General features: G+C 66.8%; 21 protein-coding genes. 6 read left to right on the plus strand and 15 right to left on the minus strand.

All coding sequences use genetic code 11. The features are described 5' to 3' along the window. The first annotated feature begins 78 nt into the window (after positions 1-78). A complete protein-coding gene (gene mutY, locus CTP10_RS01610) occupies positions 79-1251 on the plus strand; it encodes an A/G-specific adenine glycosylase (protein ID WP_116317018.1) in 1173 nt (390 codons plus the stop codon). 18 nt (positions 1252-1269) lie between these two features. On the opposite strand, the gene CTP10_RS01615 is transcribed toward mutY, so the two are convergent. The 11 genes from CTP10_RS01615 to CTP10_RS01665 form a co-directional block, all read right to left on the minus strand. Continuing rightward, positions 1270-1938 (minus strand): LON peptidase substrate-binding domain-containing protein, encoded by a 669-nt coding sequence (locus tag CTP10_RS01615; protein ID WP_116317019.1) that lies wholly within the window; start codon positions 1936-1938, stop codon positions 1270-1272. Positions 1939-2047: 109 nt separating this feature from the next. Next, positions 2048-2932 (minus strand): RNase adapter RapZ, encoded by an 885-nt coding sequence (gene rapZ / locus CTP10_RS01620; RefSeq protein WP_116317020.1) that lies wholly within the window; start codon positions 2930-2932, stop codon positions 2048-2050. A gap of 121 nt (positions 2933-3053) precedes the next feature. After that, positions 3054-3386 carry a PsiF family protein gene (locus tag CTP10_RS01625; RefSeq protein ID WP_116317021.1) on the minus strand — a complete coding sequence of 111 codons (333 nt, stop codon included), beginning with the start codon at positions 3384-3386 and terminating at the stop codon, positions 3054-3056. Positions 3387-3563: 177 nt separating this feature from the next. After that, entirely contained in the window at positions 3564-4535 is a 972-nt protein-coding gene (gene hprK / locus CTP10_RS01630) for an HPr(Ser) kinase/phosphatase (RefSeq protein ID WP_063236682.1), read from the minus strand. A gap of 80 nt (positions 4536-4615) precedes the next feature. Next, positions 4616-5071, minus strand: a complete 456-nt coding sequence (ptsN, locus tag CTP10_RS01635) for a PTS IIA-like nitrogen regulatory protein PtsN (protein ID WP_116317022.1) — start codon at positions 5069-5071, stop codon at positions 4616-4618. A 370-nt stretch (positions 5072-5441) separates the two neighbouring features. Then, positions 5442-5792 carry a ribosome hibernation-promoting factor, HPF/YfiA family gene (gene hpf, locus CTP10_RS01640; protein ID WP_029046778.1) on the minus strand — a complete coding sequence of 117 codons (351 nt, stop codon included), beginning with the start codon at positions 5790-5792 and terminating at the stop codon, positions 5442-5444. Between the two features lie 48 nt (positions 5793-5840). Continuing rightward, positions 5841-7319 (minus strand): RNA polymerase factor sigma-54, encoded by a 1479-nt coding sequence (locus CTP10_RS01645; RefSeq protein WP_116317023.1) that lies wholly within the window; start codon positions 7317-7319, stop codon positions 5841-5843. Positions 7320-7474: 155 nt separating this feature from the next. Beyond that, a complete protein-coding gene (gene lptB, locus CTP10_RS01650) occupies positions 7475-8275 on the minus strand; it encodes an LPS export ABC transporter ATP-binding protein (protein ID WP_116317024.1) in 801 nt (266 codons plus the stop codon). Between the two features lie 53 nt (positions 8276-8328). After that, positions 8329-8976: a lipopolysaccharide transport periplasmic protein LptA gene (gene lptA / locus CTP10_RS01655; protein WP_116317025.1), complete on the minus strand. Its 648-nt coding sequence runs from the start codon at positions 8974-8976 to the stop codon at positions 8329-8331. A 138-nt stretch (positions 8977-9114) separates the two neighbouring features. Continuing rightward, entirely contained in the window at positions 9115-9744 is a 630-nt protein-coding gene (gene lptC, locus CTP10_RS01660) for an LPS export ABC transporter periplasmic protein LptC (protein ID WP_116317026.1), read from the minus strand. A 22-nt stretch (positions 9745-9766) separates the two neighbouring features. Beyond that, on the minus strand, positions 9767-10750 hold the full coding sequence (locus CTP10_RS01665; protein ID WP_116317811.1) for a KpsF/GutQ family sugar-phosphate isomerase: 984 nt from the start codon (positions 10748-10750) through the stop codon (positions 9767-9769). A gap of 151 nt (positions 10751-10901) precedes the next feature. On the opposite strand from CTP10_RS01665, the gene CTP10_RS01670 reads away from it, so the two are divergent. Then, complete coding sequence (locus tag CTP10_RS01670; RefSeq protein WP_116317812.1) at positions 10902-12881, plus strand: monovalent cation:proton antiporter family protein; 1980 nt, start codon at positions 10902-10904, stop codon at positions 12879-12881. 19 nt (positions 12882-12900) lie between these two features. On the opposite strand, the gene CTP10_RS01675 is transcribed toward CTP10_RS01670, so the two are convergent. Both CTP10_RS01675 and CTP10_RS01680 read right to left on the minus strand, forming a co-directional pair. Continuing rightward, on the minus strand, positions 12901-13290 hold the full coding sequence (locus CTP10_RS01675; RefSeq protein WP_116317027.1) for a ribbon-helix-helix domain-containing protein: 390 nt from the start codon (positions 13288-13290) through the stop codon (positions 12901-12903). An 86-nt stretch (positions 13291-13376) separates the two neighbouring features. Next, positions 13377-13955 (minus strand): DJ-1/PfpI family protein, encoded by a 579-nt coding sequence (locus tag CTP10_RS01680; RefSeq protein ID WP_116317028.1) that lies wholly within the window; start codon positions 13953-13955, stop codon positions 13377-13379. Positions 13956-14122: 167 nt separating this feature from the next. Between CTP10_RS01680 and CTP10_RS01685 the strand changes: the two genes are divergently transcribed. The 3 genes from CTP10_RS01685 to CTP10_RS01695 all read left to right on the plus strand — a co-directional run bounded on the left by CTP10_RS01685 (position 14123) and on the right by CTP10_RS01695 (position 17218). Beyond that, positions 14123-14695 carry an adenine phosphoribosyltransferase gene (locus CTP10_RS01685; RefSeq protein WP_116317029.1) on the plus strand — a complete coding sequence of 191 codons (573 nt, stop codon included), beginning with the start codon at positions 14123-14125 and terminating at the stop codon, positions 14693-14695. 53 nt (positions 14696-14748) lie between these two features. After that, positions 14749-15360: a LysE family translocator gene (locus CTP10_RS01690; protein WP_116317030.1), complete on the plus strand. Its 612-nt coding sequence runs from the start codon at positions 14749-14751 to the stop codon at positions 15358-15360. A gap of 178 nt (positions 15361-15538) precedes the next feature. Then, the gene (locus CTP10_RS01695) at positions 15539-17218 is read left to right on the plus strand and encodes a Na/Pi cotransporter family protein (protein ID WP_116317031.1); all 1680 of its coding nucleotides are present in this window, start codon (positions 15539-15541) and stop codon (positions 17216-17218) included. Between the two features lie 9 nt (positions 17219-17227). On the opposite strand, the gene CTP10_RS01700 is transcribed toward CTP10_RS01695, so the two are convergent. Next, a complete protein-coding gene (locus CTP10_RS01700) occupies positions 17228-17713 on the minus strand; it encodes an adenosine-specific kinase (RefSeq protein WP_116317032.1) in 486 nt (161 codons plus the stop codon). 114 nt (positions 17714-17827) lie between these two features. Here CTP10_RS01700 and CTP10_RS01705 point away from each other — a divergent pair, with 114 nt between their 5' ends. Continuing rightward, on the plus strand, positions 17828-18430 hold the full coding sequence (locus CTP10_RS01705) for a histidine phosphatase family protein (protein ID WP_116317033.1): 603 nt from the start codon (positions 17828-17830) through the stop codon (positions 18428-18430). Positions 18431-18456: 26 nt separating this feature from the next. Here the strand turns inward: CTP10_RS01705 and uvrA are convergent, their stop codons facing one another. Beyond that, positions 18457-21321 carry an excinuclease ABC subunit UvrA gene (gene uvrA, locus CTP10_RS01710; protein WP_116317034.1) on the minus strand — a complete coding sequence of 955 codons (2865 nt, stop codon included), beginning with the start codon at positions 21319-21321 and terminating at the stop codon, positions 18457-18459. Positions 21322-21385: the final 64 nt, after the last annotated feature.

The raw sequence follows: 21385 nt of genomic DNA on the forward strand, positions 1-21385 counted from the left end.
TTGCTGACAACGTTCGCATCCCCCAGAAATGATGCAACGTCGGTCGTCAACACCAGCCCACACCACAAGCCGTACCCCATGCCCCGCAAGTCCACCCCCCGCGCCACCGCCGCCATTCCCGACGACATCCACGTGCCCCCCGATTTCGGCGCACGGATCGTCAACTGGCAACGCGTCCACGGCCGGCACGACCTGCCGTGGCAGAACACGCGCGACGCCTACCGCATCTGGCTGTCGGAAATCATGCTGCAGCAGACCCAGGTCAGCGCGGTGATCGAATATTTCCAGCGCTTTGTCGCCGCATTGCCGACGGTGCAGGCACTTGCCGCCGCGCCCGCAGACCAGGTGATGGCGCTGTGGGCCGGCCTCGGCTACTATTCGCGCGCGCGCAACCTGCACCGCTGCGCGATGCAGTTGGTCAGCGAGCACGGCGGCGTTTTCCCAACCGATCCCGCGGTGCTGGCCACGCTCCCCGGTATCGGCCGCTCGACCGCGGCGGCGATCGCCGCATTCAGCGCCGGCGTGCGCTCGCCGATCCTCGACGGCAACGTCAAGCGCGTGTTTGCGCGCTGCTTCGGCATCCATGGCCATCCGGGCGAGCGCGCGGTGGAGACGCGCATGTGGCAGCTGGCCGAGATTGCACTGCCCGCAGCGGGCCCGCGCCAGGCCGACGACATGGTCGCCTATACGCAAGGGCTGATGGACCTGGGCGCGACGGTCTGCTCGCGCGGCAAGCCGGCGTGCCTGGCCGATGCCGGCGCCTGCCCGCTGTCCGCCGACTGCGCGGCGCGCCGCGAAGGGCTGACCGGCGTGCTGCCCACGCCAAAGCCGCGCGCCGCGATTCCCGAGCGCAGCACGGTGATGCTGATGCTGCGGCGCGAGCGTGAAGTGCTGTTGCGGCTGCGCCCCGATAGCGGCATCTGGGGCGGCCTGTGGAGCCTGCCTGAAATGCCGGTCGACACCGTGCCTTTCGATGCGGAAGCCGCCGAAATGGCCGCGCTCGACTACGCCCGCGCCTACGGCAAGCCCGTGCGCGCCGCAATGGCGGGTGAGCTGACCCATGTCTTCACGCACTTCCGCCTGTTGATCCGCGCGATTCGCGTCGATGTGGGCGCAGGTGATTTGATGGTGCAGGACAGCGTCACGGAAGCCGGGCAACGCTGGCTCTCGCTCGACGATCTCGACGCGCTGGGAACGCCCGCGCCGGTGCGCAGGCTGCTGGAGGACCAGGCCCGCGGCGGCCTGTTCTGAAGGGGACCGCGGCGCGGGTCAGACGATGTGGTTCTGCCGCATGTAGCGGTGCACGATCTCGATGCGCATGCCCGCATCGGGCAGCGCCATCAGCATCTGCTTGGCCTTCAGCGGCACCGGCAGCAATTCGCACAACCGGTTGGCGACCCAGCTGGGATCGTCCCACAGGTAAGGCTCGTCGAACGGCATCCGGTCGGGTTGCTCGGCATGCAGCCGCGTCACGATGCGGCGCAGCGCATCCAGGCATTCGCCCAGCAGTTCGAGCTTGCAGTCGATGATATCGGCGGGCAGCACCTCCGCACGCGCCACCAGCAGGCCGTCGTCGCGGGTCTCGTGGCTGATGATGTGGAAGCGCTCGCGCCCGCGCGCGCGGATCAGCAGCACGCCGAGCTGCTCCATGTTGCAGTCGACGATCTCGGCCAGGCAGCCCACCATCTCCGGCACGGTTGCCTTGCCGGGCTGCGCCACTTCGTCGCCGCTCTCGATCAGGCAGGCGCCGAACGGGGTGCTGTCGCGCAGGCAGTTGCGCACCATGTCGACATAGCGCGCCTCGAATACGCGCAACGGCAGCCGGCCACCGGGAAAGAGCACGGTGTGCAGCGGGAACAGCGGGAGGTTGTCTAGCGTCTGCGGCGCGGGGTCGGACCCGGCGGACGAGGTGGGGCGGTAAAGGTCAGTGGAAGACATGCGGTGCCAGCGTGCATAAGGGGATGCAAGGGGATGCCAGAATGCAGCAACGGCGCGCCGCCGGACCGTACGCCGCGCCGCCGATGCCCGCAGGCCCGCACGCTTGGCGTCAGCCCGCCGGCGCGAGCTCTCGGTGTCTCACCAGCACATTACCATGCGCGCGGAAATAGTTGGCGAGCCTTTCCGCAATATAGACCGAGCGATGTTGGCCGCCGGTACAGCCGATGGCGACGGTCAGGTAGCTGCGGTTGTCGGCAATGAAACTCGGCAGCCACTTTTCCACATAGGCGCGGATATCCTCGGCCATCGCCAGCACCATCGGCTGCGCCTGCAAAAAATCTATCACCGGCGTGTCACGCCCGGTCAGCGGGCGCAGCGCCAGGTCGTAGTAGGGATTGGGCAGCGAACGCACGTCGAACACCATGTCGGCATCGCTGGGCACGCCGTGCTTGAAGCCGAAGGACTCGAATAGCAGCGTCAGGCGCTCGCTGTCGTCGCGGATCAGTTCCTTGATCCAGCTGCGCAGCGTATTGGTGCGCACATTGCTCGTATCGATGCGGTGCGCGGCCTCGGCCAGCGGACTCAGCAGTTCGCGCTCCATCTCGATCGCTTCCATCAGCGCCGTGTCGCTGAGCGCCGGTTCACCACCAGGGCCCTCCTGGTCGGCGGTACGGATCGACAGCGGATGGCGCCGCCGCGTCTCGGAATAACGCTGCACCAGTGCGTCGGTGCTCGCTGTCAGGAACACCACCTCGACCTGGTGCTCGCCGGCGAGCGCGCGCACGGTGTCGGGCAACTGGTCGAGCGACTCGCGGCTGCGGATGTCGGTGGCGACGCCCAGGTGCGTGTAGCCCTGGCTGGAAAGGTAGCGTGTCAGTTCCGGGATGAACTGCGCCGGCAGGTTGTCCACGCAGTAATAGCCTGCATCTTCGAGGACGTTCAGTGCGACGGACTTGCCGGAACCGGAAATGCCGGTGATGAGAATGATGCGCATAGCAACTGAAGCATAGCATCAGGTGATGGCCGCGTCATGACAGCAGGATGACGGCGGACCCGCAATCAACAATGGCGAACCTCGCGGTTCGCCATGCCGTGGTTCCTTCCGGGGTCGTACCTCAGGCCGCCTTCGACAGGCACTCCTTCATGTACGCCTTGTATTCGTCGCCCTTCTTGCCCTTGCCTTCCTTGCTGCAGGCTGACATCTTTTCCTGCTGGGTCTTGGGCGTGGCGTCCGATTTGGCCGACAGGCACTCCTTCATGAACGCCTTGCGGTCGTCCCCCTTCTTGTCGCCGGCCTGCGCATTGCAGGTCTTCATCTTTTCCTGCTGCGCGGTGGGCGCCTTGGCGGCGTCCTTGGCCGGGGCGGCCGGTGCCGACGCCGACTGGGCGAAGGCCACGGATGCCAGCAGCGGAGTGACCAGCGCGCACATCGCGATCAGTTTCTTCATGCTTGCTCTCCTTGGTGTGGAAAACATCGTGGCCGCACGGTGTCAGGGGCTGGCGGCGGCCTTGTAATGGGCTCGATGCCCATTACAGCACAAAACGGAAGACGTCCCCAGCGCGTTGACGGCGGTGGTCGCCGCCGTTGTAAGCAATTGAAAACGGAGCGCTGATGGCCCCGGCGCTCAGAGCAGGCGGCCCTGGCCGCGCGAGACCGCATCGGCCTGCATCGCGGCGCGCTGGCGGTCCATGAAATCGCGCAGCGTGTCGATGCCACGCAGGCGCAGGATGGTGTTGCGCACCGCGGCCTCGACCAGCACGGCGAGGTTTCGCCCGGCCGCCACCTGGATCTTGACCATGTGGATCGGCAGGCCCAGCACGTCGAGGTATTGCGAATCGAGCGGCAGGCGCTCGAACTCGCCGTCGTTGCGGCGCACCAGCTGCACCACCAGCTTGATCTTCATCTTCCGGCGCACCGCGGTCTCGCCGAAGATGGTCTTGATGTCGAGCAGGCCCAGGCCGCGCACTTCTAGCAGGTTCTGCAGCAGCGGCGGGCACCGGCCCTCGATGAAGTCCGGCCCCAGGCGTACGAAGTCAACCGCGTCGTCGGCCACCAGGCCGTGTCCGCGCGATATCAGTTCCAGGCCCAGTTCGCTCTTGCCCAGGCCCGATTCGCCCATGATCAGCACGCCCATGCCGAGGATGTCGAGAAACACCCCGTGCATGGTCACGCGCGGCGCGGAGATGCGCGACAGGTACAGGCGCAGGTGGTCAATCACCGCGGCCGACGACACCGGCGTGGTGAAGAGCGGCGTCGACGAGCGCGTGCAGCGCAGTTCCAGGTCCGGCGGCGGCTCCATGCCATCGGCCACCACCAGGAAAGGCGGCTCCAGCAGGATCAGCTCGCCCATCTGGCGCTTGCGGATATCGTCGTCCAGCCGCTGGTAGTAGGTGATTTCGGGCTTGCCGAGCACCTGGATGCGGTTGGGGTGGATCAGGTTCAGGTGGCCAACCAGGTCCGCGGCAGAGGTCGCTTCGCGGGCGAATTCCACGTCGAAGGCGCGGTCCGCACCTTCCAGGCCGGCCACCCACGAGAGTTTGAGGTCGGCTGCGTTGTCGTCGAAGATGGACTGGGAAGTGACGCCGGTGAGTTCCATGCGGGTATGACGTGTGGGGCGGTGTGCCAGGCGCTGCGCCTGTCCGGTCTGTGCCGGCCCGTTCGGGACAGATCAGGGGATCAGGGGTGCCATTCGGTCAGCAGCTGGTGCACGGCTTCGGAAGTGGGCAAGGTCGCCAGCCCTTCGCGCATGTCGCGGTCTGACAGCAGCTGCGCGATCTCTGACAGGATTTCCAGGTGCTGCTGCGTGGCCTGTTCCGGCACCAGCAGGAAAATCAGCAGCGACACCGGCTTGCCGTCAGGCGATTCGAACGGGATCGGCTCGGCCAGGCGCATGAAGGCGGCCAGCGGCTGCTTCAGGCCCTTGATGCGTCCGTGCGGGATCGCCACGCCGGCGCCGAGTCCGGTGGAACCCAGCGACTCGCGCGCGAACAGGTTGTCCGTCACGATGGCGCGCGCCACGCCATGGTTGTTCTCGAAGAGGAGCCCGGCCTGCTCGAACACACGCTTCTTGCTGGTGACGCTGACGTCGAGAGTGATGTTGCCGGGTGGCAGCAATTTGGCCAAACGATTCATGGGCGATGCGCAGGATTTCAGTTAGCGGGCGGATCCGCCGTTCCGCCGGGCAGTGGATGGCTCAGAGGCAGCGGATCACCGGCAGCGCCGAGGCGTCCGGCCATTATAGAGCAGCGGCCTCCCTGTGATTGTGCACCGCAGCGCTGCGCCCGTGTGGGTCCGCACCGTAACCGGGCGCGGGGCAGAATGCGGCGCTGCATGTATGGCGCAGCATACACCTTGCTGCGGCCGTTGCGAACACTCCGTCTCAAACGGGTGACAGCCCTTTGCGCACGCGCCACAGCGCTGCAGGCGCAAAAAAGCCGCGCAAATGCGCGGCTTGCCTGTTTTGTCTTGATTCAGCAGCCCTCTGTGGGGCCACCGGGCACGGTCATTGCTGCATCTGCGCTGCGGCCATCTGGTACTTGACCGCTTCGCGGTCGTGGCCCTGCACGCGGTCCTTGTAGCGGAGTACCTGACGGTCTAGCTTGTCGACGAGTGCGTCGATCGCTGCATACAGGTCTTCATGATGCGCTTCAACGAAGATGTCCTTGCCCCTGAGATGTAGATTGATTTCCGCGTATTGCCGACGGTCCTTTTCCTTGTGGTTGTCGACAGAGAGCAGCACGCTAACGCCAATGACCTGATCGAAATGCCTGACGATTCGCTCCAGCTTCGTTTCCACGTACTCACGCAACGGCGGCGTGATGTCCAGGTGGTGTCCACTGATCTTGAAGTTCATAGCGCTTCTCCTTCTGAAAGAGCCTCACCAGGCAGGCGGTGGGCTCGGCTACAAAGACTTGCGGAGATTCACTGCGGGGATCTTCAGGGCTTCGCGATATTTGGCAACGGTGCGGCGTGCGACAACGAAGCCTTGCTCACCCAGCAGTTCGGCGATGCGACTGTCGGAAAGGGGATTCCTCGGGTCTTCGGCTCCTATCAGTTGCTTGATCAAGGCGCGGATGGCCGTTGATGAAGCCGCGCCACCGGTTTCGGTGGACACGTGGCTGCCGAAGAAGTACTTCAGTTCGAAAGTACCCATCGGCGTTGCCATGTATTTATTGGTCGTCACCCGGGAGATGGTTGACTCGTGTAATCCCAGTGTATCGGCAATCTCCCGCAAAACCAAGGGGCGCATGGCGATTTCGCCGTGCGTGAAAAAGTTCTTTTGACGCTCGACAATGGCCTGCGAGACACGCAGGATCGTGTCGAACCTTTGCTGGATATTCTTGATCAGCCAGCGTGCCTCCTGCAGCTTCTGCTGCAGGCCAGCGGTACCTGACTCTCCCTTCGCGCCGCGCAGGATCTGCGCGTACATGTCGTTGATGCGCAGCCTCGGCATCACATCCGGATTGAGTTGCGCGATCCAGCCGCCGCCGCTCTTGCGCACGAACACATCGGGCACGACGAAGTCGGCTTCGGGGCGGCTGTACGCGTGGCCCGGGTAAGGTGCCAGCGAGCGGATCAATTCGTGCGCGGCCTTGAGTGCTGGCTCGTCTACCTGCAGCGCTTTCTTCAGGCGCGTGTAGTCGCGCACTGCCAGCAGTTCCAGGTGGTTATGCACGATGTTCAGCGCCAGCTCGCGCTGCGGGTGCTTCAGCCGGCGCAACTGCAGGCCGAGGCACTCGGCGGCATTGCGCGCGCCCACGCCAGGCGGGTCGAAGCTCTGCAGCAGCGTCAGCATGGCCTGCACTTCGTCGATCTCGAACTCGAGTTCTTCGGGCAGTTCTGCGCAGATTTCTTCGAGTGAGGCGCTGAGGTAGCCGTCGTCGTCGAGTGATTCGATCAGGAAGATGGCAAGGCCCTTGTCGCGCACCGAAATCTTCAGCGGCGTCAGCTGTTCCATCAGGTATTCGCGCAGCGTGGGCTCGGCCTCGCGCAGCTGCATCGGCGTCTTCTCGTCTTCGTCGCCTTGCGGGCGGCGCGCGAAGTCGTCCAGGCTCCAGTCGCCGCCATAGTCATCGCCGCTGTTGCTGTCGCCGTAGCTGTCGTCGTCGCCCGCGCCATCGGCGCGCGCCTCGCCGTTGCCTTGCGGTTCGGCTGGTGCCGGGGCCGGCGCGCTCTGCAAGTTGACCGAACCATCGGCAGCCACGCGCAGCGGGCTTTCGATCCAGTCGTTCTCGCGTTCGAGCAGCGGGTTTTCCGTGAGCGCCTGTTCGACTTCCTGCTGCAGTTCCAGCGTCGACAGCTGCAACAGCCTGATCGACTGCTGCAGTTGCGGCGTCAGTGCCAGGTGCTGGGAGAGGCGGAGCTGTAGCGACGGTTTCATGCGACCTATTTTATGCGCATCTTTCCGTTGTTGGAACGGAAATTGCTATCGATGTCGCGGCTTGATCGACGCCGGCAGTGGGCTGGCCCATATGCAGATCATGGGGCCGAAAGCAGGGAGAATCAATGGCCTGCCGCAGCGGGCAGGCCAGTACATCACATGCGGAAGTTCTCGCCCAGGTAGACGCGCCGCACCGATTCGTTGGCGATGATCTCCTCGGGCTGGCCCGCGGCCAGCACCGTGCCTTCGCTGATGATGTAGGCGTGGTCGCAGATGCCAAGGGTCTCGCGCACGTTGTGGTCGGTGATCAGCACGCCGATATTGCGCGCCTTCAGGAAGCTCACGATGCGCTGGATTTCGCCCACTGCGATCGGATCCACGCCGGCGAACGGTTCGTCCAGCAGGATGAAGCGCGGCGACGATGCCAGCGCGCGCGCGATTTCCACGCGGCGGCGTTCGCCGCCGGACAGCGACAGCGCCGGGTTGTTGCGCAGGTGCGCGATCTGCAGGTCGTCGAGCAGCGCGTCGAGCCTGCGTTCGATCTCGGCCTTGGCCAGCGGCTTGCCGTTCTCCACCTGCAGTTCCAGCACCGCGCGGATGTTCTCCTCGACGTTGAGCTTGCGGAAGACCGACGCTTCCTGCGGCAGGTAGGACAGGCCCATGCGCGCGCGCTCGTGGATCGGCAGGCCGCTGATATGGTCGCCGTCGAGCACGATATCGCCCTCGTCCAGGTTCACCAGCCCCACGATCATGTAGAACGAGGTGGTCTTGCCCGCGCCGTTGGGGCCGAGCAGGCCGACCACTTCGCCACTCTTCACGTCCAGCGAGACATCCTTGACCACGGTGCGCGAGCCGTAGCGCTTTTTCAGGTGGCGCACGACCAGCGTGCTGCCGCCTTCGAGGACGGCCGTGGCTTGGACGGAAGGCTTTTCGGCGATGGTGGCGGTATCGGTCATTGGCACAGTCTGGCGTTCAGCGTTTCAGGCGAGGAAGCGGTCCCGGCCCGGCGTCAGGGTTTGTTGGCGGGCGCGGGCGCCGGCTTCAGGTCCAGCGGCGAGCCGCTGCCCGAACCCTGCGCATTCGGGTCCTGCCGCGGCGACAGCACCGCGCGCACGCGGCCCGACGGATTGGCGGCCGAGGTATTGTCGCCGCCGCCGGCAGCCGTGTAGAACTCCTTGCGGCTGTCGTAGGTCAGCACCGCGCCGCGGATTTCGTCGAGCATCTTGGCGCCCTGCAGGCGCGCCATGCGCGCGTGGCCGATCAGCTTGGACAGTTCCTGCTTGCCGTCGTATTCGATGCGGTCGCCCCAGCCGTCGATGTATTCGTCGACGCCTTCGCGCTTCTGCCGGATGTAGGCCTGCTTGCCGGCCTTGGCGGTGGCCACCGCGAACTGGTAGCCCTCGGGATCGGTGCGCAGCTCGGCCGCATCTGACTTCAGGACCATCGTGCCCTTGGTCAGCACCACGTTGCCGGTCAGCGTATAGATCTGCTTGACGTCGTCGTAGCTGGCGTTGTCGGCCTCCAGCACCATCGGCTTGTCGCGGTCCGCGCGCTCTGCCAGCGCGGGCTGGGCCAGCAGCAGGCCGAGGGCCGTGGCCGTGGCGAGCAGGGCCTGGGCGGCGTGTCGACGGGACGAAGTCGTCAGGGAAGCGGTCATGTTGGCAGCAGTGGCTAGAGGGCGTGTTGGTGCGGGTGGTGCGGGTGGTGCGGGTGGTGCGGGTGGTGCTGGTCGTGCGGGCAGGCAGGGCGCGCAGCGGCATTGCCGGCGGCCGGCCGCGTGGCCGCGCGGACCGGGTCAGGGCCCCGGCGTACGGCCCGGGGACGGCCCGGTGACGATGGTGCCGCGTACATTGCCGAGCAATTGTACTTCGCGGGTGACGTTGTTGAAGATCAGCCCGTTCGCGGTCATCACCGAAGGGCCGCGCGTCAGCTTCACCGGTTTGTCGGTCTTGACGATGTCGTCGTTGACCAGCAGCTGGAAATAGCTCGACGCGGCGGTCAGCTGCGGATCCTTGGACGGATCGACACCCTGCTGGCGCAGGATATGACCGTTGCCATACAGGTCGATCACCGAGCCTTCGGCGTTCATGTGCCCGATGTCGGCCCGCGCCGTCACTGGTGGGCGGTCGGGTTCATAGGCGCGCAGCGCGGGACGCGTGACCTCGTAGGTCTGGTCGTCCTCGAAGTGGACCATGCGGTCGCCGGTGAAGCGGATCTTGGTGCTGCCATCCTGTGCCAGTTCCGTGGCCGAGAAACGGTCCATGAAATAGTCCGGCTCGTGCTTCTTGGTGGCCTGCGTATCCTGGCTTTCCTTGGGCGAGTTGATCTGCACCAGCCAGAAAGTGCTGCCAGCGACGATGGCCATCAGCAGCAGCGGCAGCAGCCGCATGACGATGCCGCTGAGGGAGGCGATGAGTGCCTGCATGGTGTGCTTGTCCGCGCCCCGTTCAGATGACCTTGGCGCGGGTCAGGTCGTGGATATGCAGCGCGCCGACCAGGCGCCCGTCGTCGTCGACCACCAGCAGCTGGTTGATGCGGTTGGCTTCCATGACCTGCACTGCCTCGACCGCAAGCTGGTTCTGGTTGACCACATGCGGGTTGTGGTGCATGACGTCGCCGATGGGAACGGTCTTCCAGTCGCGCGGGGTTTCCAGCAGGCGGCGCAGGTCGCCGTCGGTGAAGACGCCGATGGCATGGCCGTCGGGATCGACCACCGCGGTCATGGCCATGCCCTTGCGCGTGATTTCCATCAGCGCCTGGGCCAGCGGGGTGTTTTCCCGGACTTCGGGCACCGCATTGCCGCTGCGCATGACGTCGCGCACATGGGTCAGCAGCTTGCGCCCAAGCGCGCCGCCCGGGTGCGAGCGGGCAAAGTCTTCCTCGCCGAAGCCGCGCGCGTCCAGCACCGCCACCGCCAGCGCATCGCCCAGCGCCAGCGCGGCGGTGGTGCTTGCCGTCGGCGCCAGGTTCAGCGGGCAGGCTTCTTTTTCCACGCCCGCGTCGAGGTGCGCGTCAGCCAGCTTGGCGAGGTTCGATTCAGGATTGCCGGTGACCGAGATCAGCCGCGCGCCGATGCGCTTGACGATCGGGATGATCGACAGCAGCTCGCCGGTCTCGCCGGAATTGGAAAACGCGACCAGCACGTCGTCGCGCGTGACCATGCCCAGGTCGCCGTGGCTGGCCTCGGCCGGATGCACGAAGAACGCCGGGGTGCCGGTGGAGGCCAGCGTGGCCGCCACCTTGCGCCCGATATGGCCGGACTTGCCGATGCCGGAGACCACCACGCGCCCATTGCATTGCAGAATCATCTGCACGGCGTGGGCAAAGTCGTCGGTCAGGCGGCCGGAAAGTGCGGAAACCGCATCGGCTTCGGTCTGGAGGGTATCGCGGGCAAGGCGGAGTGCTCGATCCGCATCGAAATTGGCTATCATGGCGTCGAAGTATACCAACGAATGCGACGTCGCCCGGGGCTGGCTCCATGTGCCCCCGGGTGCCCGCCGCATCGCCGCGCTTGCCAAGTTTCCCCGGCAGGGTGCCCGTGCCGGGTCGGACGCGCGCCTGGCCGGTCACCCGACCATCTTGATGCACTCACCGCTGGAACTGACCCTGGTGCTGCTGGCCGCTGCCGTCTTCGGCGTGGTCGCTTTCCGCATGCTGCAGCTGCCGCCGATGCTTGGCTACCTCGCCGTGGGCATCCTGATCGGCCCGCATGCGCTGGGGCTGGCCAGCGACACCGCGCAGACCAAGTACCTGGCCGAGTTCGGCGTGGTGTTCCTGATGTTCTCGATCGGGCTGGAGTTCAGCCTGACCAAGCTACGCTCGATGAAGCGCCTGGTGTTCGGGCTGGGCGGCTCGCAGGTGGTGCTGTCGATGCTGGCGGTGGTGCCGGCCAGCTGGGCCTTCAACTGGCTGTTCCCGCTGTCGTGGCAGGCCTCGGTGGCGCTGGGCGGGGCGCTGGCGATGTCGTCCACGGCGATCGTCTCCAAGATGCTGTCCGAGCGCATGGAGCTGGAAAGCGAGCACGGGCGCAATATCATCAGCATCCTGCTGTTCCAGGACCTGGCGGTGGTGCCGCTGCTGATCGTGATCCCGGCGCTGTCGCGCGATCCCGGCGACCTGGTGGTGGCGCTGGGGATGGCCACGGTCAAGATCGTGGTGGCGCTGGGCGCGATCTTCTTCCTCGGCCAGCGCCTGATGAGCCGCTGGTTCCACATCGTCGCGGCGCGCCGCTCGCAGGAACTGTTCATGCTGAACCTGCTGCTGGTGACGCTGGGCATGGCGGCGCTGACCGAGCGGCTGGGCCTGTCGATGGCGCTGGGCGCGTTCATGGCTGGCATGCTGATCTCCGAGACGCCGTACCGCCACCAGGTGGAAGAAGACATCAAGCCGTTCCGCGACGTGCTGCTGGGGCTGTTCTTCGTCACCATCGGCATGCTGCTCAATATCCGAGTAGTGCTGGACCACCTGTGGCTGGTGCTGGCCCTGCTGGTGGTGCCGATCGTGTTCAAGCTGGTGCTGATCGCGGTGCTGGCGCGGCTGTTCGGTTCGCGCCAGGGCGTGGCGATCCGTACCGGCCTGGGGCTGGCGCAGGCCGGCGAATTCGGCTTCGTGCTGCTGAACCAGATCGACGGCCTGAACCTGGTTGACCCGGTGCTGATCCAGGTGATCCTGGCCTCGATGCTGCTGTCGATGCTGGCCGCGCCGTTCCTGATCCAGTACAGCGACGCCATCGTGCTGCGCTTTGCCGCCAACGAATGGCTGATGCAGTCGCTGAACATGACCCGCATCGCCGCGCAGAGCCTGCAGACGGAAAAGCACGCCATCATCTGCGGCTTCGGCCGCAGCGGGCAGAACCTGGCACACATGATGGAGCGCGAGGGCATCACCTATGTCGCGCTCGACCTGGACCCCGACCGCGTGCGCGAAGCCGCCGCCGCCGGCGACACCGTGGTCTACGGCGATGCCGGCCGGCGCGAGGCGCTGATCGCCGCTGGTCTCCACCGCGCCGCGGCGCTGATCATCACCTACGCCAACACGCCGTCGGCGCTCAAGGTGCTGCACCACGTGCAGGAGCTGGCGCCGGCGCTGCCGGTGATCGTGCGCACCGTCGACGATTCGGAACTGGATATCCTGCAGAAGGCGGGCGCCACCGAGGTGGTGCCCGAGATCATCGAGGGCAGCCTGATGCTGGCCTCGCACGCGCTGGTGCTGCTGGGCGTGCCGATGCGGCATGTGCTGCGCGGCGTGCAGGAGGCGCGCGACGCGCGCTACAGCCTGCTGCGAGGCTACTTCCACGGCCGCGACGACGATGAAGACATGGTCGAGCGCGATTCGGTGCGGCTCCATTCCGTGTCGCTGGGGCCGCAGTCCACCGCGGTCGGGCGGCGCCTGGGCATGCTCGGGCTGGAGCGGATCGGCGTGGAAGTGACCGCGGTGCGCCGGCGCGGCATCCGCGCCTTCGATCCGGAGCCCGAGACCGTGCTGGAACCGGGCGATATCGTCGTGCTGCGCGGCCAGCCGGAAGCGCTGGAAGCCGCCGAGACACGGATCCTGAACGGCTAGCCACCGTGCGGGGCGCCTGTCAGTGGGAGAGCGCTTGCCGTGGGCGTGCTTCCGCCCAGGACTCCGGCAGGTCGTTCAGCACCGCGCGCGCGTCCAGCGAGCGGATGGGCACCGACTGGTCCGCAGGAATCCGGCCCTCGCCCTGCAGCTTCAGGTAGCGCAGGCAGCACACCCGCAGGAACGAAGAGAAGTTGCCCGCTACCGCTTCGCTGCCGCGGTGGGCGGTCAGCTCGTCATGCAGGCGCGTGATCAGCTGGTTGACGGTCATGCCGTCGCGACTGGCCAGTTCTTCCAGCACCTCCCAGAAAAGGCTTTCCAGCCGGATGCTGGTGGCCACCCCGTGCAGCCGCAGCGACCGTGCCTGGGTCTGGTACGAGGCCGGGTTGGCGCGGATAAAGATTTCACACATCGAAGCTCTCCGTGCTGCGCCGCGAGCGGCGTGCGGGTGCATGCCACGCCGCTCTGAAATGGCGCGGCGCCGCGTGGCGGAAGGCTCTAATGTACGATCCGCGTGCCCAGCACCGCAAGGAACTGTGCCAGCCATGCCGGGTGCGCGGGCCAGGCCGGCGCGGTGACCAGCTTGCCATCGGTATGCGCCTGGTCGACCGGGATATCGACATAGGTGCCGCCGGCCAGCTTTACTTCCGGTGCGCACGCCGGGTAGGCCGAACAGCCCTTGCCCTCCAGCACGCCGGCGGCGGCCAGCAGCTGGGCGCCGTGGCAGACCGCGGCGATCGGCTTGTCGGCCTGGGCGAAGTGGCGCACGATCTCCAGCACGCGGGCATTCAGGCGCAGATATTCGGGCGCGCGGCCGCCGGGGATCACCAGCGCGTCGTACGCGGCCGGGTCGACCTCGGCAAAGGTGGCGTTCAGCGTGAAGTTGTGGCCGCGCTTCTCAGTGTAGGTCTGGTCGCCCTCGAAGTCGTGGATCGCCGTGGCGCAGGCGGCGCCTGCCTTCTTGTCGGGGCAGACGGCGTGGACGGTATGGCCGACCATCTGCAGTGCCTGGAACGGCACCATGGTCTCGTAGTCTTCGGCATAGTCGCCGACCAGCATCAGTATCTTTTTCGCCATCGCGGTCTCCTGTATGGTTACGGGTGGCCGGCCGACAGCCGGCAGGGCCATTGTGCTGGCCGGACCGGCGGCGCGGGTGGTATCCCGTTACCGCAGCCGGCGCGGGCATCTTTCACCGGCGCGCCAGCGTGATCCTGCGCTCCTGCTCCTGATTTCTTCCAGACCCTATGGCAGATTCCATCATCCAGTCCCCCGACCTCGGCGACGTCACCGGCTACCTGCGCGACCGCATCCGGACCGTGCCGGACTGGCCCATGCCGGGCGTGATGTTCCGCGACATCACGCCGCTGTTGCAGGACCCCAAGACGCTGCGCGTGCTGATCGACGTCTTCGTGCACCGCTACATGGACGCCGAGCTCGACCTGGTTGCCGGCATCGACGCGCGCGGCTTTATCCTGGGCGCGATCGTCGCGTACGAGCTGAACCTGGGCTTCGTGCCGATCCGCAAGAAGGGTAAGCTGCCATTCCAGACGGTGGCCGAGGAATACGAGCTGGAGTACGGCAGCGCGACCGTCGAGATCCATGCCGATGCCTGCAAGCCCGGCGACCGCGTGCTGCTGGTCGACGACCTGATCGCCACCGGCGGCACCATGATGGCGGGGCGCAAGCTGCTGGAGCGGCTCGGCGCCACGGTGGTGGAAGGCGCCGCCATCGTCGACCTGCCCGAGCTGGGCGGCTCGAAGCTTTTGCAGAACGGCGGGTTGCCACTGTTCACGGTATGCCGCTTCGAAGGGCATTGAGCCGCGGCCACCGGACCGCACACCCGCCGCCAGATTTCCGCTGAGGACTTCCCATGCCAGACCTGCTGCTGTTCCTGCTGACCTCGGTCGCCGTCACCGTCGCGCCCGGCCCCGACAACCTCCAGGTGCTGGCGCGCGGCATGGCGCAGGGACGCAGCGCGGGGCTGGTGGCGGCGCTGGGCTTCTCGGTCGGCTGCCTGTTCCATACCGTGATCGCGGCGGTCGGGCTGGCGGCGGTGCTGCGCTCGTCGCCGCTGGCGTTCCAGCTGATCAAGTACGCCGGCGCGGCCTACCTGATCTGGATCGGCATCCAGGCGCTGCGCGCCAAGGGCGGGCTGGCGCAGGGCGGCGATGTAGACGCCGTGCCGCTGGGCCGGGTCTTCCGCCAGAGCGTGCTCGGCAACATCATGAACCCCAAGGTGACGCTGTTCTTCCTGGTGTTCCTGCCGCAGTTCGTACGCGCCGATGCCGCGCACCCGGGGCTGCAGTTCCTGCTGCTGGGCGTGGTGTTCATGCTGCAGACCGCGGTGGTGTTCTCGCTGTTCGGCCTGTGCGCGGGCTGGCTCGGCGCCTGGCTGCGGCGGCGCCCGGCCACCGGCCGCTGGCTCGACCGGGCCGCGGGCGCGATCTTTGTCGGGCTGGGCATCAAGGTCGCGCTGCCCTGAGCGGATGGACGCGGCTTGCCCCCGCCGCCGCCGCATCTGTTGCCCGTTGCCCGCATCCCCGCCTTGTGCCGTTGCCGCTGCCCCGTGACGGGCGCATAATGCCTCATTGACAACTACACGATGACCGGGCAGGGCCGCCTCCGGCAGTAATTCGGCACCGGTCACACTGAGGCGCACAATGGGCGTACTTCTTCATCTGCTCTCGGGCGTTGCCCTGCTTGTATGGGGCACCAACATCGTCAAGGTTGGCATCCTGCGCGTCTACGGCGCCAACCTGCGCCACGTGCTGTCGACCAGCGTCTCCAACCGCTTCACCGCCTTTCTCGCCGGGCTCGGTGTCACCGGGCTGGTCCAGAGCAGCAACGCCACCGCGGTCATCGTCAGCTCCTTCGTCGGCCAGGGCCTGATCGCCGTGGCGCCGGCGCTGGCCATCATGCTGGGCGCCAACGTCGGCACCGCGCTGATGGTGCAGGTGTTCTCGCTGGACCTGTCGTGGCTGTCGCCGCTGCTGATCTTCGTTGGCGTGATCGGCCACCTGACCTGGAAGGGCAGCAAACCGGGCCACGTCGGGCGCGTGCTGATCGGCCTGGGGCTGATCACGCTGGCGCTGGAGCTGATCTCCATTGCCACGCGGCCGGTGGTGCAGGCAGCCGGCGTCAAGGTGCTGTTCGCCTCGCTGACCGGCGACTCGGGGCTGGACATGCTGGTGGGCGCGTTCCTGACCATCCTCTGCTATTCCAGCCTGGCCGTGGTGCTGTTCTGTGGTGCGCTCGCTTCGGCCGGCGTGGTATCGATCCACGTGGCGCTGGCACTGGTGCTGGGTGCCAACCTGGGCTCGGGCATCTCGGCGCTGCTGACCACCTCGGGCAACAACCAGCCGGGCAAGCGCGTGACGCTGGGCAACCTGCTGTCGCGCCTGCTGGGATGCCTGGTGGCGCTGCCGCTGCTGAACCAGGCCGAAGAACTGCTGGCGCTGATCGACCATGACCCGCAGCGGCTGATCGTCAATTTCCACCTGCTGTTCAACGTCGCGCTGGCGGTGCTGCTGCTCGGCGCCACGGCGCCGCTGGCGCGCCTGTGCGAAAAGGTGCTGCCCGGGCGCAATACCGGCGACAGCCAGGTCACGCCGCGCCATCTCGACCCGGCCGCACTGACCACGCCCACGCTGGCGCTGGCCAACGCCGCGCGCGAGGTGCTGCGCATCGGCGACCGCGTCGAGCAGATGCTGGACAACATGCTGCGCGTGATGCGGACCAACGACGCCAAGCTGGCCACAGCCACCTGCCGCATCGACAACGAGGTCGACGACCTCTACACCGCGATCAAGCTCTACCTGACCCGCATCAGCCTGGAAGCGCTGGACGAGCGCGACGGCCAGCGCTGGACCGAGATCATCTCGCTGACCATCAATCTGGAGCATGCCGGCGACATCATCGAGCGCATCCTGCTCGATACCAAGGACAAGAAGATCGCCCACAACCTGATGTTCTCCGAGGCTGGCATGCAGGAAATCGCCGAGATGCATGGGCGCCTGGTGGCCAACCTGCGGCTGGGTTTGTCGGTGTTCCTCAACGGCGACCTGAAGAGCGCGCAGGCGCTGATGGCGGAGAAGGCCAACTTCCGCGAGCTGGAGCGCAAGTACGCGCGCACCCACCTGCAGCGCGTGGCGGTGCAGACGGCCGAGAGCGTCGAGACCAGCTCGCTGCATCTGGACGTGATCAGCGAGCTCAAGCGCTTGAACTCGCTGTTCTGCGCGACGGCCTATCCGGTGCTGGAGCAGGCCGGCGTGCTGAACCGCAGCCGGATGAAGGAAGACGATGTGCCGCCCGTCACGCGGGTACAGGCGGCGCAGCACTGAGCCGCACGGCTACAGTTTGTAGCCGATCTTGCGCAGCAGCCCCTTCCGCTCCGCCACATCCGCCTCGGTCTCGATTCCCAGCGGCGAGGCGCCATCGATCACGCCCACCACGCCGCGGCCGGCATCGGTCTGCGCGACGATCACCTGCGTCGGGTTCGCCGTCGCGCAGTAGATCCGGCACACCTCCGGCACCGCGCGCACCGCGCCCAGCACGTTTACCGGGAAGAACCCGTCGCCCAGGAAGATCAGGAAGCTGTGTCCCGCGCCGATGGCGCGCGCGTTTTCGCACGCCATGTCGATCAGGGGCTCGTCGGTGCCCGACCAGCGCACCAGCCGCTTGCCCGAGGCCTCGCAGAACGCCAGCCCGAAGCGGATGCCGGGGACCGTGCCCACCAGCGCCTCGTGCAGGTCTTCCACGGTCTTGATGAAGTGCGACTGGCCGAAGATGAAGTTGGTGGCTTCCGGCTTGGTGACCGGTACGACCGTCAGTTCCATGGCGGGGCTCCTGTGCGATGCATGTCGCCGTCCGGTTCATGGTAGGGCGCGAGGTGGTGAAAGCAAGCCAGCGCCTGCTATACCGGAGGGGTTGGCCCACCACCGGAGCCGCCGATGCCTGCCTTTTGCCGCTTGCCTGCCGTGTTTGCCATGTTCGCCATCGTCCCCACGCTTGCCGCCGCGCAGGTCACGCCGGCATCACAGGGCGAGATCGCGGTGAGCGAGCTGAAGCGCGCGCATGTCGTGGTGGTGCTGCGCCATGCCAGCGCGCCGGGCGTGGGCGACCCGCCGGGATTCCGGCTGGCCGATTGCGCCACCCAACGCAACCTTGACGCGCGCGGACGCGAGCAGGCAGCGCGGCTGGGGGCGAGCTGGAAGGCGGCCGGCTTTCGCCCGACGCAGGTGTGGAGCAGCGCCTGGTGCCGCTGCCAGGACACGGCGCGGCTGATCGGCCTGGGGCCGGTACAGGTGCAGCCGCTGCTCAATTCGTTCTTCGGGGCGGAAGCGCAGCGCCGCGACGCGCAGGTCGCGCAGCTGTCGCGCCTGATCGACGGGCTCGACCCGCGGGGCGGGCCTTACCTGATGGTCACGCACCAGGTGGTGATCACCGCGTTGACCGGCCATGGAGCCGACAGCGGTGGCGGCGTGGCGATCGAGTTGCCGCACGGCGGCACGGCGCGGCGCACGCGCGTGCTCCCGGCCGCCGGACTCGATTGAGCCCGGCAGGTCGGCCGGTCGGCCGGTCAGCCGCGCTTGAGCAGCGGCGCCAGGTACTTGCCGGTGAAGCTGGCCTTGCTCTTCGCCACAGCCTCCGGCGTGCCGCGCGCGATCACCTGGCCGCCGCCGGCGCCGCCCTCCGGGCCCATGTCGATCAGCCAGTCGGCGGTCTTGATGACGTCCAGGTTGTGCTCGATGATGACCACGGTATTGCCCTGGTCGCGCAGCTTGTGAATGACCTTGAGCAGCAGCTCGATATCGTGGAAATGCAGGCCCGTGGTGGGCTCGTCCAGGATATAGAGCGTGCGCCCGGTGTCGCGCTTGGACAGCTCCAGCGACAGCTTCACGCGCTGTGCCTCGCCGCCGGACAGCGTGGTCGCCGACTGCCCCAGCCGGATATAGCCCAGGCCCACGTCCAGCAGCGTCTGCAGCTTGCGCCGCACCACCGGCACGGCGCTGAAGAACTCGTGCGCCTGCTCGACGGTCAGGTCGAGCACCTCGGAGATGTTCTTGCCCTTGTACTGCACCTCAAGCGTTTCGCGGTTATAGCGCTTGCCGTGGCAGACGTCGCAGGGCACGTACACGTCGGGCAGGAAGTGCATCTCGACCTTGAGCACGCCGTCGCCCTGGCACGACTCGCAGCGCCCGCCCTTGACGTTGAACGAGAAGCGGCCCGGGTCATAGCCCCGTTCCTTGGCCGACGGCACGCCGGCGAACAGCTCGCGGATCGGCGTGAACAGGCCGGTGTAGGTGGCCGGGTTGGAACGCGGCGTGCGGCCGATCGGGCTCTGGTCGACGTTGATGACCTTGTCGAAATGCTCCAGCCCTTCGATGCGGTCGTGCTGTGCCGGCTCCGGCGTCGAGCCGTACAGGTGGCGCGCCACCGCATGGTAGAGCGTGTCGTTGATCAGCGTGGACTTGCCTGAGCCCGATACGCCCGTGATGCAGGTCAGCAGGCCCACCGGCACTTCCGCCGTGACGTTGCGCAGGTTGTTGCCGCTGGCATTGACGATGCGCAGCAGGCGCTCATCGTCGGGCACGGCGCGCTGCTTCGGCACTTCGATGCGGCGCTGGCCAGACAGGTACTGGCCCGTCAGCGATGCCGGCGAATCCTCGATCTGCCGGGGCGTGCCCTCGGCGACGATCATGCCGCCGTGCACGCCGGCGCCCGGGCCGATATCGACCACGTAGTCGCAGGCGCGGATCATGTCCTCGTCATGCTCGACCACCAGCACCGAGTTGCCGATATCTCGCAGGTGCTTGAGCGTGCCGATCAGGCGGTCGTTGTCGCGCTGGTGCAGGCCGATGGAAGGCTCGTCCAGCACGTACATCACGCCGGTCAGGCCCGAGCCGATCTGCGACGCCAGCCGGATGCGCTGGGCCTCGCCGCCGGACAGCGTATCGGCGCTGCGCTCCAGCGACAGGTAGTCCAGCCCGACATTGTTCAGGAAGTTCAGCCGCGCGGAGATCTCCTTGATGATCTTGTCGCCGATTTCGCGCTTGGCGCCGTGCATGTCCAGCGTCAGGAAGTACGTCAGCGCGTCGCGCAGCGGCCAGCCGTTGATCTCGAAGATCGCGCGCGCCTGCTCGCCCTCGCCCAGCTTGACGTGGCGCGCCTCGGTGCGCAGCCGCGTGCCGTGGCAGGCGGGGCAGGGCTGGTTGTTCTGGTACTTGGCCAGTTCCTCGCGCACGGCGACGGAATCGGTCTCGCGGTAGCGGCGTTCCAGGTTGGGGATGATCCCTTCGAACACATGTTCGCGCACCGTGGTGCGGCCGCGCTCGTTGATATAGGTAAAGGGGATTTCCTGCTCGCCCGAGCCGTGCAGCACCACCTGCTGCACGTTCTCCGGCAGCTCCTCGAACGCTGTCTCGGTATCGAAGTCGTAGTACGCCGCCAGGCTTTGCAGCATCTGGAAGTAGAACTGGTTGCGGCGGTCCCAGCCCTTGATCGCGCCCGAGGCCAGCGACAGGTTGGGGAAGGCCACCACGCGCTTCGGATCGAAGAAGGTGATCTGGCCCAGCCCGTCGCAGCTCGGGCACGCGCCCATCGGATTGTTGAACGAGAACAGCCGCGGCTCCAATTCCTGCAGCGAGTACGAGCAGATCGGGCAGGCAAAGCGCGAGCTGAAGGTGTGCTCCTTGCCGCTGTCCATCTCCAGCGCCAGCGCGCGGCCGTCGGCCAGGCGCAGCGCGGTCTCGAACGACTCGGCCAGGCGCTGCTTGATGTCGGCGCGCACCTTCACGCGGTCGACCACCACGTCGATGCTGTGCTTCTCAGTCTTCTTCAGCTTGGGCAGCTGGTCGACCTCGTACACCCTGGCCTCGGCCTCATGCGCGGTGCCGCCGCCCGAGCGGATGCGGAAGCGCACGAAGCCCTGCGCCTGCATGCTGTCGAACAGGTCCGAATGCTCGCCCTTGCGGTCGACCACCACCGGCGCCAGGATCATCAGCTTGGTGTCCTCCGGCAGCGCCAGCGCCGCATCCACCATCTGCGACACGCTCTGCGCCTGCAGCGGCAGGTTGTGGTCGGGGCAGTAGGGCGTGCCGGCGCGGGCATACAGCAGGCGCAGGTAGTCGTGGATCTCGGTGACGGTGCCGACGGTGGAGCGCGGATTGTGGCTGGTGGCCTTCTGCTCGATCGAGATCGCCGGCGACAGGCCCTCGATCAGGTCCACGTCCGGCTTTTCCATCAGCTGCAGGAACTGGCGGGCGTAGGCGGAGAGCGACTCCACGTAGCGGCGCTGGCCCTCGGCATAGAGCGTATCGAAGGCGAGCGAAGACTTGCCCGAGCCCGACAGGCCGGTGATCACGATCAGCCGGTTGCGCGGCAGGTCGAGATTGATGTTCTTCAGGTTGTGGGTACGCGCCCCACGGATCTTGATTTCTTCCATAAGCCGAAAAGTCGTCGCCAGGCAGGCCGCCGCGGCCGGGGTGGCCGAGGTTGTCTGAAGGAAA

Origin of the sequence: Cupriavidus sp. P-10 (assembly GCF_003402535.2) — a bacterium.
In the GTDB taxonomy this organism is placed as follows: Bacteria; Pseudomonadota; Gammaproteobacteria; order Burkholderiales; family Burkholderiaceae; genus Cupriavidus.